Here is a 15,092-nt window from a genome sequence, read left to right as displayed (position 1 = left end):
ATGGCCGGACAGGCCCAGGGGGTGGGTCTCCTCGGGGCTTCTAGGCGGCCGGCGCGTCCTGGGCGCGGGCGCCCACCGGCTCGCGCGTCTCCGCCTCCGCGGGCGCCAGCTGCCGTGCCGTGCGTTCGGCGGTGCCGCGCGCCCAGCGTCCGCTCGTCAGGGCGCCGAGGACGAGGACGGCGAGACCGCAGCCGGTGAGGATCCACCAGCCGGGGCGGGCGGCCGCGACGAACGTCTCCCGGTACGCGGAGGCGTGGATGCCGGAGGCGAGGACCGCGCCGATCACGGCGACGCCCAGGGTGCCGCCGATCTGACGGCTGGTCGAGGCGACGGCCGCGGCGACACCGGCCTGGGTGCGGGGCATCCCGGAGACGGCGGTGTTGGTGATGGGGGCGTTGACGAAGCCGAAGCCCAGGCCGAACAGCACGTAGCCGATGACGAGCGTGACATTCGACGTCTCGGCCTCGAACGCGGCGAACAGCAGCCCGCTCGCGGTGGTCGCGACGCCCGCGATCAGCAGGGACAGACGCGGCCCCCGACTGCCGACCAGTCGCCCGGACAGCGGCGCGCACACGAAGCACATCGCCGCCATGGGCAGCATCCACAGGCCCGCGTGCAGCGCGTCCAGGCCGCGGACGTTCTGAAGATAGAGCGTCGACAGGAACAGGAAGCCGCTGAGCGCCGCGAACGCGCTGACGGCGATGACCGTGGCCCCGCTGAACGGCGCCGAACGGAAGAAGCGCAGGTCGATGAGGGGTTCGGCGCGCCGGGGCTCGTACCACAGCAGGCCGAGCAGGGCGGCGACGGCGATCGCGCCGAAGACGGTGGTCCTGGCGACGCCGGAGCTGGGCGCCTCGATGATCGCGTACGTCAGCGAGCCGAGCAGCGCGATGACGAGGACCTGGCCGACCGGGTCGGGACGGCGGGCCTTGGGGGCGCGGGACTCCGGGACATACCGCCAGGTGAGCAGGAGGGCGGCGAGGCCCACCGGAAGATTGATCCAGAAGATTGAGCGCCAGCCGACCGAGTCCACCAGGAGTCCGCCCACCAGCGGGCCCGCGGCCATCGATATGCCGACCACGCCGCCCCAGGCGCCGATCGCGCGGGCGCGCTCGCGCGGGTCCGTGAAGGTGTTGGTGATGATCGACATCGCCACCGGGTTCAGCATCGAACCGCCGACCGCCTGCACCATGCGGAAGGCGACCAGCGATTCGAGGTTCGGGGCGACGGAGCACAGCACCGAGCCGACGGTGAAGATCACCAGGCCCGCCTTGAAGATCCGGCGGCGGCCGATGCGGTCGGCGGTCGAACCCGCGAGCATCAGCAGCGACGCGAGGACCAGCGTGTACGCGTCGATCGTCCACTGGAGGCCGGCGACGCTCGCGTGCAGTTCCTTCTGCATCGAGGGCAGGGCGACGTTCAGTACCGTGTTGTCCAGGCTCACGATCAGCAGACTCATACAGCAGATCGCGAGCACCAGGAGGCGGCGGCGTGGGGTGAGCTCGGGCATTCCACAAGCCTACGCCCACTTCGATAGTGCGTCTAACTAATGACCCTCACCGAACACCGTGACGGCGGTCACGGCGCGTCCCGGTGTCCGCCGCACGTCCATCGCACCTCCCCGGGAGGTCCCCGGCCGCTGTCACGGCACCCGCTCCCGTACGCGACAATGGGGGAATGTCCACGACCGTCCTCGCCCCCGCCACCCCGCTGTCGATCGGCCCCCACACCGTCCAGCCGCCCGTCGTCCTGGCCCCCATGGCCGGGATCACGAACGCGCCCTTCCGTACCCTGTGCAGGGAGTTCAGCGGAGGCAAGGGCCTGTTCGTCAGCGAGATGATCACCACGCGGGCGCTGGTCGAGCGCAACGAGAAGACCATGCAGCTGATCCGCTTCGACGCGACCGAGCAGCCGCGTTCGATCCAGCTGTACGGCGTGGACCCGGCGACCGTCGGCAAGGCCGTCCGCATGATCGCGGAGGAGGACCTCGCCGACCACATCGACCTCAACTTCGGCTGCCCGGTGCCGAAGGTGACGCGCAAGGGCGGCGGCTCCGCCCTCCCCTACAAGCGCAACCTGCTGCGGGCGATCCTGCGGGAGGCCGTGAGCGGCGCCGGGGACCTGCCCGTCACGATGAAGATGCGCAAGGGCATCGACGACGACCACATCACCTTCCTGGACGCCGGCCGGATCGCCGTGGAGGAGGGTGTCACCGCCATCGCGCTGCACGGCCGCACCGCCGCTCAGCACTACGGCGGCACGGCGGACTGGGACGCCATCGCGCGCCTCAAGGAGCACGTGCCGGAGATCCCCGTCCTCGGCAACGGCGACATCTGGTCCGCCGAGGACGCGCTGCGGATGGTGCGCGAGACCGGCTGCGACGGCGTCGTGGTCGGGCGCGGCTGCCTCGGCCGGCCGTGGCTGTTCGCCGACCTGGTGGCCGCCTTCGAGGGACGTGCGGACGTCCGGGCCGAAGGCCCCGACGGACACGGCGGCAGCCCGACCCTCCGTGAGGTCGCGGCCGTCATGGTCCGGCACGCCACCCTGCTCGGCGAGTGGCTCGGCGACGAGGCCCGCGGCGTCATCGATTTCCGGAAGCACGTGGCCTGGTACCTGAAGGGCTTCGCGGTCGGTTCCGACATGCGAAAGCGCCTCGCGATCACCTCGTCGATGGCCGAACTCGCGGACGGGCTCGCCGAGTTGGACCTCGACCAGTCGTGGCCGACCGGCGCCGACGGCCCCCGTGGCCGCACCTCCGGCAACAACCGGGTCGTCCTGCCGGACGGCTGGCTGAAGGACCCGTACGACTGCGCGGGCATCAGCGAGGACGCCGAACTGGACACCTCCGGGGGCTGACCGGGCCGGCCCTGTCGGCGGCAGGCGCCCTCGACAGGGGAACACCGCTCCCCGACACTGATCGGCGTGACGGACAGCACGGTATGGGTCGCGGTCTTCACCGGCGCGACGGCGGTGCTCGCCGGCTGGGTGACCACCCTGGGCAACGCCCGCGCGGCCCGGGTCCAGGCCGAGGCGTCGGCCCGGGTCCAGCACCGCGACCGGCTCCGGGAGACCCGGCGGGCCGCCTACCTCGACCTCATGGAACAGGCGCACCTCACCGGCCAGTTGTACTGGCGGGTCGGTGACGCCTACGCGCAACTCGACGACCCGGACGACCGCCTGACGCGTGTTCAGGAACTGCGGGACGAACTGCGCGCCGCCTTCGACCCGCTCATGCGCGGTGTCCGGGTCGTCGTCCTGGAGGGCCCGGTCCGGGCCGCCGAGGCGGCCAACGCCCTCCAGCAGGCGGCGGCGCAGGCCAACCGCGCGCTGTGGCGCGTGACCTGCGGCGACCCGGGCGCCCGCGAACGCTTCGACGAGGCCCACGCGGCCTTCCGCCACACGCTGGAGCGGTTCACCGGGACGGCCCGGGACGCCATGAGCACCCCCTGAGTCCCGTCAGGCTCCCCCCACCGCCGTCAGCAGCGCCAGCGGCGCCGCCGCCGACCTCGACTCCCGTACGCACGCGTGCGGGTAGGGCACCGGCTCCGTGTGCGTGGCGCGGCCGTAGCCCGCGAGGACCTCGGGGAGCCGGTGGCCGGCCGCCGTGGCCGCGTCGACCAGGGCGTGGGCGACCGTGCGGGCCTCGTCGTGCAGGCCGTAGCGGGCCAGCCCCAGCGTGATCAGCGCGTTGTCGTGCGGCCAGACCGAGCCGCGGTGGTACGACAGCGGGTGGTACGCGGGCTGGTCGGCGGCCAGGGTGCGTACGCCCCAGCCCGAGAAGAAGTCCGGCTCCAGCAGCCGCCGGCCGACCAGTTCGCCGTACTCCTTGTCCAGGAGACCGGACCACAGCAGATGGCCCGCGTCCGAGGCGAGCGCGTCGACCTGGCGGCCGTCACCGTCCAACGCCAGCGCGGGGAAGGCCTGTTCGCTCATCCAGAAGTCCCGCTGGAAGCGGTCGCGGAGATCACCGGCGGCCTGCTCCAGAAGGGCCGCGTAGACCTCGTCGCCCCAGACCGTACGGGACAGATGGGCGGTGCGGCGCAGTGCGTCGTACGCGTATCCCTGCGCGCCCGCCGCCATCACCGGGCCGCTGGGACGACTGCCGTCCGCCGAGCAGATCGCGCCCGGGGAGTCCTTCCAGTTCTGGTTGGCGAGACCGCCGCCGTCCGCGCGGTAGACGAGATAGCCGCACGAGGTCAGGCCGCCGTGGTCCAGCATCCAGCCGATCGCCGCGCGCGCGTGCGACTCCAGCCGCCGGGCCAGGGCCACGTCACCGGTCTGCTCGGTGTACGCGCCGAGCAGCACCAGGAACAGCGGCGTGGCGTCCACCGACCCGTAGTACCGCCCGTACGGCACCTGCCCGAAGTGCGCCAGCTCGCCGTGCCGCACCTCGTGCACGATCTTGCCGGGCTGGGCCACCGCGGCCGCCCCCACCTCGACCGCCTGGGTCGCGGCGAGCGCGGGCAGCGTGGCGGCGGCGAGCCGCGGCCGGTAGGGAAGCGCGAACAGCGAGGTCAGCAGGGCGTCACGGCCCAGCAGCGTGAGGAACCAGGGGACACCCGCGGCCGGCACCCGCAGCTCCTCGCCGTCCGGGCCGGTCGCCGGGACCTGGAGCACCGCGAGGTCCGACAGCCCGCGCGCGCAGGCCGCCGCCAGCTCCGGCCAGCCGGTCGGGAAGGGCACACCCTCCGCGAACTCGTCCTCCAGCGCGAGCAGCCGCTCGTTCGCCGCGGCGGGGGAGGCAGGCACCTCCGGCTCCTTCAGCGCGCCGTGCGGACGCGCCGCGACGCGCAGCGACAGCTCCGCCGAGGTGTGCGGCGGGAGGTCCAGGGTCCAGACGAGGCGCCGGGCGCCCGTGCCCGTCTCCTCGATCCCGTCCGGCGGCGGCTCGGAGGCGACCGTCGTACAGGACCGCCACTCCCCGCGCCGGTAGCTGAACTCCACCCCGTCGTCCAGGATCCGGCGCCCTCGTACGGCGCCGGTCTTGGCGTACGTGCGGTGGTCGGAGCGCAGCTCGAACTGGTCCGTGAAGTCGGCGTCCACGGTGAGCGCGATCCGCACGGTCGTGGGCGTCGGACGATTGCTGGTGACCCGCAGCGCCTCCACGAACGCGCCGTCGGTGACCGCCTGTTCACGGAAGAGCGTGTACGCGGGCGGTTCGTTGCGGCCACCGCGCGGGACGAGCACACAGCGCGCCGTGTCGCCGTCCGAGACCGGCGTCAGCGCCTCGGGCACCGCGCCGTCGACGGTCAGCTGCCAGCGGCTGAGGTGCCGGGCGTCCCGTACGAACAACCCGTCCGGGGAGCTGCCGCCCCGCACCCCGCTGATGTCCCCGCCGTCACCCACGGCGGCGAACGTCCCCCCGTGCACGAGCAGATGATGCCGGTCCGTCATCCCCGGTCCCCTCCCTTGGCGCCCGTCTCGAATGAACTGCGCGGCGTCGTGCCGTCCGGCGGTGTGCCGTGCGAGGCCGCGCCCTGTGCCGTGTCGAACGCGTCGCACCCCGGACGGGACACGACCTGATCCGCCCCCGAGGGCTCGTGCAGCAGATCCAGCGTCAGCGCGGCCGTCCAGCTGAAGCCGAGCGCTCCGCAGGCCTCGCCGGTGTACGGATCCACGTACTCCGCGAAGCCGGACGCGTCCGCGGTCTCCAGCAACGCCGAGCGCAGCTCCTCCGCCCGCCCGTGCTCCCCGTGCAGCCGAAGCCCGCGCTCCAGCAGCCAGTTGGTGTTGAACCAGGCCGGACCGCGCCAGTAGCGGCGGGGGTCGAAGGCGTGCCCGGTCAGGTTGTAGCTGGGCACCAGCCGGGCGACCCCGCCGAGCCCGAAGTGCGGGCCGCCCGCGGTGCGGACGAGAGTGGTGGCGATGTCGCGGGGCAGCGCCGGGAGAATGAGCGGGAGCAGCCCGGCGACACTGCGCTCGGGGATCAGCGCCCCACTCGGAGAGCGCCGCTCCCTACGGTGAGCACCGTTCCGTGAGCGCTGCTCCGCTCCAAGAGCACCGCTCTGTGCGGGTTGCTCCGCACCGCGAGCACCGTTCCGTGAGCGCTGCTCCGCTCCGCGAGCACTGCTCCGCGAGCGTGGCTCCGAGGTGCGGTCGCCACTCGGAGAGCGCCGCTCCGCTCCGTGAGCGCCGCTCTCGCCCCCGCCGTACACGTCCCGGCAGAAGAACATCCCCTCGGCCGGGTCCCACAGCCGTTCCACCAGCGCCGCCGTCAGGCGCTCCGCGCGTGCGTGCCGTGCGGTCCCCGCCGCGCCCAGTTCGCGGGCGATGGCCGCGAGCGCGTGCTCGGAGGCGATCAGCAGCGCGTTGAACGCGGGGTCCTCGACGGCGAATCGCCCGGCCCCGGCCCCGTCGGCGTATCCGCCGTCGCGGTAGTCCGTCGCGAGCCGCACGTACCGCCCGTAGTCGAGATCCGTCGGGCGGTCCTCGGCGGACCCGTGGTCGAGGTCGGCGCGCCGGAAGGTGCGCGGTGAGGCCGGGGTGATCCGGCCGAGGGGGGCGTCCCAGCAGGGGCTGTTGTCCATGCCCTGCTCCCAGGGGTGGACGACGGAGGCGAGCCCGCCGCCGCCCAGGTCCCGGCGGTGCAGCAGATAGCGGTGCCAGGCCGCGAGGCGGGGATACACCCTGGGAAGGAAGGACCGCGCCCGGGACAGACCGGGGTCGGCCTGGTGCACCAGCCAGGCGGCTAACGCGTGCACCGGTGGCTGCACGATGCCCGACGTCTGTACGGTGCGCGGGGCGCCCGCGGCGCGCCCCGCGGTCGAGGAGCGCCAGAAGTCGGGGCTCGGGAAGTACGCGTCGAGCGGGACGGAGGGGTTGAACACGATGTGCGGAATCCGGCCGTCACCCCACTGGGCGCCGAGCAGGGTCTCCAGTTCGGTCTGCGCCCGCAGGGGCGACAGATGGCGCAGTCCGATCGCGACGAAGGCCGAGTCCCAGGACCACTGGTGCGGGTACAAGCCGCGCGAGGGGACGGTGGACGTTCCCGTCCAGTTGCCTTCGAGCACGTGAGCGGCCCTGAGGTGCAGCGACCCGGCGGACCTGACGGGATCGTATACGTCGGCGGCGGCGTGGGTGATCTCGCGCGAGCCGGGCGGAGCGGGGGAGCCCGAGGTGCGCACGGGAGTGGTGATTCCCGTGCGGTGGATGGTGAGTTGGGTTGTGCGGTCCACTCAGGTCTCCCCGAAGACGTCCGGCCGACCGGTTCGGCACTGGGTACCGTAGAGTTACGCCTATTTAACACGCAAAACTCAATATGTAATGCAGAGTTGGGGAACGCAAGGGGTGGGGCATGACCGGCATGACGGGAAGGGCGGCGAAGGGCATGAGGGCCGGGAACCAGGCAAGCTCCGGAGATCTGCTCGAACTGGTGCGCAGCGGCCGTGCCACGACGCGCGGCGCGCTCCAGCAGGCCACCGGTCTGTCGCGGGCCACGGTCGGCCAGCGCCTCGACCGGCTCTTCCGTGCGGGCTGGCTGCGTGAGGGCGCGGGCGGCCCGGTGGACTCACCGCTGGGCGGCCGCCCTTCCATCACCCTGGAGTTCGACGACGCGCACGCCGTCGTCCTCGCCGCCGACCTCGACACCCGGCACGGCCGGGCCGCCGTGGTCTCGCTGACCGGCGAGATCCAGGCCGAGCACCACGGCCCGCTGCGGATCGAGGACGGCCCGGACGCCGTCCTCGGTGAACTGGGCGGCTGGTTCGCCGAACTGCTGGAGAAGGCCGGGCGGCCGGTCGGTTCGGTGTGCGGGATCGGGCTGGCGGTGCCGGGCCCGGTCGACAGCGAGACCGGCCGGGTCGTGCAGCCGCCGATCATGCCGGGCTGGGACGGTTACGACATCCGGGGGCGCCTGGGGCGCGCCTTCGCGGAGCACACGGGCAGTGGCGGTGCCGGGGTCCCCGTCCTCGTCGACAACGACGCCAACCTGATGGCGTACGGCGAACAGCGCGCCGGGTACCCGGACTGCTCGGCGTTCGCCCTGGTCAAGGTCTCCACCGGTATCGGCGCGGGCATGGTCGTCGGCGGCTCCATCTACCGGGGTGTCGACGGGGGCGCCGGCGACATAGGGCACATCCGGGTCGGCGCCGACGCGCTGTGCCGGTGCGGGTCGTACGGCTGTCTGGCCGCCGTCGCGAGCGGAGGCGCCGTGGCGCGGCGGCTCACGGAGTCCGGAGTGCCGGCCGCGTCCGGCTCGGACGTGCGCGACCTGCTGACGGCCGGGCACCCGGAGGCGACGGCGCTCGCGCGGGAGGCCGGGCGCCAGGTCGGGGACGTCCTCGCGACCGTCGTCACCCTGCTCAACCCGGGTGTGCTGATGATCGCCGGAGACCTGGCGGGAACCCCGTTCCTCACGGGCGTGCGCGAGCTGTTGTACCAGCGGGCGCTGCCCCGCTCCACCGCTCATCTGGACGTGGTGACGTCGAGGCTCGGCGAGCGGGCCGGACTGGTCGGTGCCGGCGCGCTGGTCGTGGAGTACCTGTACGCGCCGGAGCGGGTCGAGGAACGGCTGGCGGCGCTGGGCGTGTGAGACCCCGGCGCCCGGCACCGTGTGACAGCCGTGTGTCGCGTCCGCGTCGCGGTCCGCATGATGAAATCCCGGCCGCCGTCCCGGCGTGATTCTCGCCACCCCTGATCGGGGTGACGCTCAGATGAGCGGATCTTCGACGACTGCACTTCCCTAAGGGGTGGCACTCAGTGCCACCCCTTGATCGTTCATCGATTAAACTCAGACGTGTCGGAGGGTGCTCATCTGAGCGGTTTTGTTGGGGTGTGGAGGTCCGCTCGTTCAAGAAGTGAAAACATCCCCCTCCGAGCGCTTGCCAAGCCTTGACTTTCGATCGCGTGGCGGACGGGTGGTTACAGGCGCATGACGTGCAAGTGGACGTACCCAGGTGCCTTCGATCTGGGTATGTTCCTCGCCGTCAGGGCAGCCACCGCGACGTCGAGGAGTCGAGACTCGTGTCGGAAAACAAAGATCCCCACGTAGCCGAGAGCGGCGACAGCGGCGTCGGGGACGTGAAGTTCGTCTACGACTTCACCGAGGGCAACAAGGACCTCAAGGACCTCCTGGGCGGCAAGGGCGCGAACCTCGCCGAGATGACCAACCTGGGCCTTCCCGTCCCTCCGGGCTTCACGATCACCACCGAGGCGTGCAAGACGTACCTCGACAGCGGTGAGGAGCCCGCGGCACTGCGTGACGAGGTCAGCACGCACCTCAAGGCGCTCGAGGCGAGCATGGGCAAGAAGCTCGGCCAGGCCGACGACCCCCTGCTCGTGTCGGTCCGTTCCGGTGCGAAGTTCTCGATGCCCGGCATGATGGACACGGTCCTGAACATCGGGCTCTCCGACAAGTCGGTCCAGGGGCTCGCCCAGCAGGCCGGCGACGACCGCTTCGCCTGGGACTCCTACCGTCGCCTCATCCAGATGTTCGGCAAGACCGTCCTCGGTGTCGACGGGGAGCTCTTCGAGGACGCGCTGGAGGCCGCGAAGGTGGCCAAGAAGGTCACCGTCGACACGGAGCTGGAGGCCGCGGACCTCAAGAAGCTGGTCACGAAGTTCAAGAGAATCGTCAAGACCGAGGCCGGCCGGGACTTCCCGCAGGACCCGCGCGAGCAGATGGACCTCGCCATCCACGCGGTCTTCGACTCCTGGAACACCGACCGCGCCAAGCTCTACCGCCGCCAGGAGCGCATCCCGCACGACCTCGGTACGGCCGTCAACGTCTGTTCGATGGTCTTCGGCAACCTGGGCCCCGACTCCGGCACCGGAGTCGCCTTCACCCGCGACCCGGCCTCCGGACATCAGGGCGTGTACGGCGACTACCTGCAGAACGCCCAGGGCGAGGACGTCGTCGCCGGCATCCGCAACACGGTCGCGCTCGCCGATCTGGAGTCGATCGACAAGAAGTCGTACGACCAGCTGATGCAGATCATGGAGACCCTGGAGAACCACTACAAGGACCTCTGCGACATCGAGTTCACCATCGAGCGCGGCCAGTTGTGGATGCTCCAGACCCGCGTCGGCAAGCGCACCGCGGGCGCGGCCTTCCGGATCGCCACCCAGCTCGTGGACCAGGGCCTGATCGACGAGGCCGAGGCGCTCCAGCGCGTGACCGGCGCCCAGCTCGCCCAGCTGATGTTCCCGCGCTTCGACGACCAGGCGAAGGTCGAGCAGATCGGCCGCGGCATCGCCGCCTCACCGGGCGCGGCCGTCGGCAAGGCCGTCTTCGACTCGTACACGGCGATCAAGTGGTCGCGCTCCGGCGAGAAGGTCATCCTGATCCGCCGCGAGACCAACCCCGACGACCTGGACGGCATGATCGCGGCGGAGGGCATCCTCACCTCCCGCGGCGGCAAGACCTCGCACGCGGCGGTCGTCGCGCGCGGCATGGGCAAGACGTGCGTGTGCGGCGCGGAGGAACTGGAGGTCGACACCAAGCGGCGCCGGATGACGGCCCCCGGCGGTGTGGTGATCGAGGAGGGTGACGTCGTCTCGATCGACGGCTCCACCGGCAAGGTCTACCTCGGCGAGGTCCCGGTCGTGCCCTCCCCGGTCGTCGAGTACTTCGAGGGCCGGATGCACGCCGGCGCGGACGACGCCGACGAACTGGTCGCCGCCGTGCACCGGATCATGGCGTACGCGGACCGGGTCCGCCGGCTGCGGGTACGGGCCAACGCCGACAACGCCGAGGACGCCCTGCGGGCCCGGCGCTTCGGAGCGCAGGGCATCGGCCTGTGCCGTACCGAGCACATGTTCCTCGGTGACCGGCGCGAGCTGGTGGAACGCCTGATCCTGGCCGACACGGACGCGGAGCGCGAGGACTCCCTGAAGGAGCTTCTCCCGCTCCAGAAGCGGGACTTCATCGAACTCTTCGAGGCGATGGACGGCCTTCCGGTGACGATCCGTCTCCTCGACCCGCCGCTGCACGAGTTCCTGCCCGACGTGACCGAACTGTCGGTACGGGTGGCGCTCGCGGAGTCGCGCGGCGACGCCAACGAGAACGACCTGCGTCTGCTCCAGGCGGTGCACCGGCTGCACGAGCAGAACCCGATGCTGGGTCTGCGCGGTGTGCGCCTCGGCCTGGTCATCCCCGGCCTGTTCACGATGCAGGTACGGGCCATCGCGGAGGCGGCGGCCGAGCGCAGGAACGCCAAGGGCGACCCGCGCGCCGAGGTCATGATCCCGCTGGTCGGCACGGTCCAGGAGCTGGAGATCGTCCGCGAGGAGGCCGACCGGGTCATCGCGGAGGTGCAGGAGACGACCGGCACCGAGCTGAAGCTCGCCATCGGCACGATGATCGAGCTCCCGCGGGCGGCTCTCACGGCGGGGCAGATCGCCGAGGCCGCCGAGTTCTTCTCCTTCGGCACGAACGACCTCACGCAGACCGTCTGGGGCTTCTCCCGGGACGACGTGGAGGCGAGCTTCTTCACGGCATACCTGGAGAAGGGCATCTTCGGGGTGTCGCCCTTCGAGACCATCGACCGGGACGGCGTGGGCTCCCTCGTCCGCTCCGCCGTCAAGGCGGGCCGCGCGACGCGACCCGACCTGAAGCTCGGCGTCTGCGGCGAACACGGCGGCGACCCCGAGTCGGTCCACTTCTTCCACGAGGTCGGCCTCGACTACGTCTCCTGCTCGCCGTTCCGGATTCCGGTGGCACGCCTGGAGGCGGGCCGCGCGGCGTCGACGGCGAAGGGCAGCGACCACCGGTAGCCCCGGGAACACCGGGAACTCCGGGGCCGTCGACCACCATTCGACCCTCACCGGCGATCGACGGTTCCGGCGTACGAAAGAAGCGGGGCGGCACCTTGTGCGGGGTGCCGCCCCGTCGTGCGTGGCCCTCCGGCGGTCCGGGCCGCGTAAGTCACCGCGCCCCAGCGACAGTTGAGAACCGCCCCGAACCCTCGCCCGCGCCTTCCGTGCTTCCGGATCACCTGATGGGATGGCGATCCGGAGGCCAAAGGATTCAGCACGTTACTGATCCATTGCCTTCTGTCGTCTCCGGTGGTCGATGCGGCCCTGGGGATCGCGAGAGGTGAGACATGAGGCGGGTATGGGCCGGCGTGGTGACGGCAGGCGTCTTCTGGCCGGAGCGGGCACCGCGGTCGCGGCATCCTGGCACGGCCTCCCGGAGATGGGTGTTCCGGGTGTGCGCTTCCATGAGGGCAAGTACAGGTTCAATCCGCCGGGCCGGACACCATCGTCAAAACCCTCCTCACCGTAGGCATGATCCCCGGTCTGGTCATCGGCGCCGCCGCCGACCTCGTGGCCGCCACCGACCGTGCCGTGGCGCGGCGGCCGCAGGCCACCGCGCTGACCCTGCTCGGCGCGCGGACGCGGACTCCGCGGGCCGCGCAGGTGGCGCAGGTGGTGTCGCCGTTGGTGGTGGGGCTGGTGCCGGCCCTGGTGGTGGGGAAGATGGCCGAGTCGAGCTATCTGGTCATCGGCGGCGGGCCGGTCCTCTGGGACGGGGCCGGGGTCCCCGTCCTGCTCGCCTGCACGCCGGGCGTCGTGATCGTGGCCGCCGTCGGCGCGTTGCCGACGTCCGGGCGGCGGATCGACCCCGAGTTGATCCGACGCGACGGTCGGCACGGAGGTCGGGCACCTGGTGCGGCGTACGGTGAGGGACAGACATCGGTGGAGAGAGGTCCGGCATGGCCGCGTGGAACGTGAACGACATCCCCGACCAGAGCGGTCGTACGGCCGTCGTCACCGGCGCCAACAGCGGAATCGGCTATGTGACGGCGCGTGAGCTCGCCCGGCGTGGAGCGCGGGTCGTGCTGGCCTGCCGCAGCGAGGCGCGGGGGAGCGAGGCGGGTGACCGGATCGTCTCCGAAGTACCCGGCGCCGACCTGGAGTTCGTGCGGCTGGACCTGGGAGACCTCGACTCCGTCGGGGAGTTCGCGTCGACGTACGACCAGGTGCACGGCGAGCGGCTCGATCTGCTCGTCAACAACGCCGGGGTGATGGCCCTGCCGCAGGGCCGTACCACCGACGGGTTCGAGACGCAGTTCGGGGTCAACCACCTGGGGCACTTCGCGCTCACCGGGCTGCTGCTCCCCGCGCTGCTGAACACCCCCGACGCACGCGTCGTGACCGTGTCGAGCATGATGCACGCGCTCTCCAACATCGACATCGACGACCTCGACAGCGAGCGGCCCTCCTACCGGCGCTGGGTCGCCTACGCCCGCTCCAAGACCGCCAACCTGCTCTTCACCCACGAACTGGCACGCCGGCTGGCCGCAACCGGCTCCGACGTCGTGGCGGCCGCGGCCCATCCCGGGTACGCCGCGACGAACCTGCAGACCGCCGGGCCCAGGATGGCCGGCCGCAAGGGGGCCGAGCGGTTCATGGAGATCGGCAACCGGGTCTTCGGGCAGAGCCCGCAGGCGGGGGCCCTGCCCACGCTGTACGCGGCCACCGCGCCCGGTGTGCGCCCCGACTCCTTCACGGGGCCCTCGTTCGCGATGTGGCGTGGCGCGCCGGCGGAGTCCTGGCGGACCGGCTGGACCCGCAACGACACAGCGGGCGAGCGGCTCTGGGACGTTTCCGAGCAGCTCACCGGAGTGTCGTACGACGCCCTGAAGGCCTGACCGGTCCGCCGGAGCTCAGAGCGCCCCGCCGCCGTCCACCACCAGGTCCGTGCCGACGACCGACGCCGCGTCCTCGGAGGCCAGGTACAGGACGGCCGCGGCCACCTCCTCCGTCCTGGACACCCGGCCCAGCGGCAGTTCGTGCCGCACGCGCTCGACCCGCTCGGCCTCCGACTCCCCGGGGCGCAGCGACATCGTGGTGGCGGCCGCGCCGGGGCTGACGACGTTGATCCGGACACCGTCGGCGATGTGGTCGAGGGCCGCGGCGCGGGTCAGCGCGGTGACGGCCGCCTTGGACGCGGCGTAGGCGGCGACGCCCGGGCGCCGGGTGTGCACGCCGATGGTGGAGGCGATGTTGACGATCGCGCCGCCGGACGGCTGGGTCCGCATCTGCCGGATCTGGGCCTGGAGAGCCAGGAAAACGCCGGTCGTGTTGATGTCGACCTGTGCGTGCCAGTCCGCCTCCGCGAGGTCGGCGAGCGGTGTTCCGCCGCGGAAGACGGCCGCGTTGTTGACCGCCACGTCGAGTGAGCCGAAGCGGTCCACGGCCGCCCCGACCAGATCCCGCCAGTCGGCGGCGCGCGACACGTCGGCGGGCACGGCCAGCGCCTTGCCGCCGCGCGCCTCGATCAGCGCGACCGTCTCGTCCAGCGGGGCGGCGGTGCGCCCGGCGACGACGACGTGCGCGCCCTCGGCGGCGAACGCCAGGGCGGTGGTGCGGCCGATGCCGGATCCGGCACCCGTGACGAGGGCGGTCCTGCCGGAGAAGCGGACGCTCACGAGTCCTCCATTCGTCTGCGGTGTCGTACGGGACGCGTACGCGAGGGGATGGCGAATTTATAGACTGATCGGTTCAATATGAGGGGACGCCGAAACGCGCCGAGCGGCGGCGTGTTCAGTCGAGCAGGGCCAGTGCCTGCTCCGCGGCGTCCTGCACGCGGGCCGGATCGGTGGACGCCTTGCCCACCACCCGCAGCCCCTGCATCAGGACCAGCAGCATGCGGGCGAGGGCCAGCGGGTCGCGGCCGGCGGGCAGTTCGCCCTGGGCCTCGGCGCGGACCAGGGCCGCGTGCAGCAGGGTCTCGAGGTGGTCCCAGTTGTGCTCGACCCGGCGGGCCGCGTCCGTGTCGTGCGGAGCCAGTTCGGTGGCCGTGTTGGTGACGAAGCAGCCGCTCAGGCGCCGTTCGCCGGTCGTCGCCTCGGTGGCGAAACGGCGGACCACCGCACGGACGGCCGGCAGGGCGGGGCCCGGCTGGGACAACTCCCGCAGCAGTTGCGGATTGCGCGCCTGCTGATAACGGTCCAGCGCCTTCAGGTACAGGTCGTGCTTGTTGCCGAAGGTCGCGTAGATGCTGGCCCGCCCGACGCCGAGGTGCTCGACGAGATCCGTCATCGACGTCGCCTCGTAGCCGCGGCGCCAGAACAGCTCCAGGGCCGACTGCAGCGCCGCGTCCGGATCGAACTCCTTGGTCCTGGCCATGGGGGGCAGCCTAGGCTTTT

At 71.9% G+C, this 15,092-nt stretch carries 11 protein-coding genes; 6 read left to right on the top strand and 5 right to left on the bottom strand.

The features are described 5' to 3' along the window. Positions 1-40: 40 nt before the first annotated feature. A complete protein-coding gene (locus OHB41_RS16915) occupies positions 41-1,510 on the bottom strand; it encodes an MFS transporter (protein WP_266699034.1) in 1,470 nt (489 codons plus the stop codon). A gap of 167 nt (positions 1,511-1,677) precedes the next feature. On the opposite strand from OHB41_RS16915, the gene dusB reads away from it, so the two are divergent. Then, on the top strand, positions 1,678-2,856 hold the full coding sequence (dusB, locus tag OHB41_RS16910; RefSeq protein WP_266699033.1) for a tRNA dihydrouridine synthase DusB: 1,179 nt from the start codon (positions 1,678-1,680) through the stop codon (positions 2,854-2,856). Positions 2,857-2,922: 66 nt separating this feature from the next. Next, the gene (locus OHB41_RS16905; RefSeq protein WP_266699032.1) at positions 2,923-3,450 is read left to right on the top strand and encodes a hypothetical protein; all 528 of its coding nucleotides are present in this window, start codon (positions 2,923-2,925) and stop codon (positions 3,448-3,450) included. A 6-nt stretch (positions 3,451-3,456) separates the two neighbouring features. On the opposite strand, the gene OHB41_RS16900 is transcribed toward OHB41_RS16905, so the two are convergent. Then, entirely contained in the window at positions 3,457-5,394 is a 1,938-nt protein-coding gene (locus tag OHB41_RS16900) for an amylo-alpha-1,6-glucosidase (protein ID WP_266699031.1), read from the bottom strand. Next, on the bottom strand, positions 5,391-7,175 hold the full coding sequence (locus OHB41_RS16895) for an MGH1-like glycoside hydrolase domain-containing protein (protein ID WP_526024923.1): 1,785 nt from the start codon (positions 7,173-7,175) through the stop codon (positions 5,391-5,393). The genes OHB41_RS16900 and OHB41_RS16895 overlap by 4 nt, the downstream gene beginning before the upstream one ends. Positions 7,176-7,294: 119 nt before the next feature. On the opposite strand from OHB41_RS16895, the gene OHB41_RS16890 reads away from it, so the two are divergent. The 4 genes from OHB41_RS16890 (at position 7,295) to OHB41_RS16875 (ending at position 13,592) form a co-directional block, all read left to right on the top strand. Beyond that, positions 7,295-8,530: an ROK family transcriptional regulator gene (locus OHB41_RS16890; RefSeq protein WP_266699030.1), complete on the top strand. Its 1,236-nt coding sequence runs from the start codon at positions 7,295-7,297 to the stop codon at positions 8,528-8,530. Between the two features lie 431 nt (positions 8,531-8,961). Further along, on the top strand, positions 8,962-11,712 hold the full coding sequence (ppdK, locus tag OHB41_RS16885; RefSeq protein ID WP_266699029.1) for a pyruvate, phosphate dikinase: 2,751 nt from the start codon (positions 8,962-8,964) through the stop codon (positions 11,710-11,712). Positions 11,713-12,225: 513 nt separating this feature from the next. Further along, positions 12,226-12,672, top strand: coding sequence for a hypothetical protein (locus tag OHB41_RS16880; RefSeq protein WP_266699028.1), 447 nt, complete (start codon positions 12,226-12,228; stop codon positions 12,670-12,672). After that, positions 12,654-13,592 carry an oxidoreductase gene (locus tag OHB41_RS16875; protein ID WP_266699027.1) on the top strand — a complete coding sequence of 313 codons (939 nt, stop codon included), beginning with the start codon at positions 12,654-12,656 and terminating at the stop codon, positions 13,590-13,592. Before OHB41_RS16880 ends, OHB41_RS16875 begins: the two co-directional genes overlap by 19 nt. A 15-nt stretch (positions 13,593-13,607) precedes the next feature. Here the strand turns inward: OHB41_RS16875 and OHB41_RS16870 are convergent, their stop codons facing one another. Both OHB41_RS16870 and OHB41_RS16865 read right to left on the bottom strand, forming a co-directional pair. Further along, on the bottom strand, positions 13,608-14,372 hold the full coding sequence (locus OHB41_RS16870) for an SDR family NAD(P)-dependent oxidoreductase (RefSeq protein ID WP_266699026.1): 765 nt from the start codon (positions 14,370-14,372) through the stop codon (positions 13,608-13,610). A 115-nt stretch (positions 14,373-14,487) separates the two neighbouring features. Continuing rightward, the gene (locus OHB41_RS16865) at positions 14,488-15,072 is read right to left on the bottom strand and encodes a TetR/AcrR family transcriptional regulator (protein ID WP_266699025.1); all 585 of its coding nucleotides are present in this window, start codon (positions 15,070-15,072) and stop codon (positions 14,488-14,490) included. Positions 15,073-15,092 lie beyond the last annotated feature (20 nt).

Origin of the sequence: Streptomyces sp. NBC_01571 (assembly GCF_026339875.1) — a bacterium.
Lineage (GTDB): Bacteria > Actinomycetota > Actinomycetes > Streptomycetales > Streptomycetaceae > Streptomyces.
This window is presented reverse-complemented; position numbering and strand designations above follow the sequence as displayed.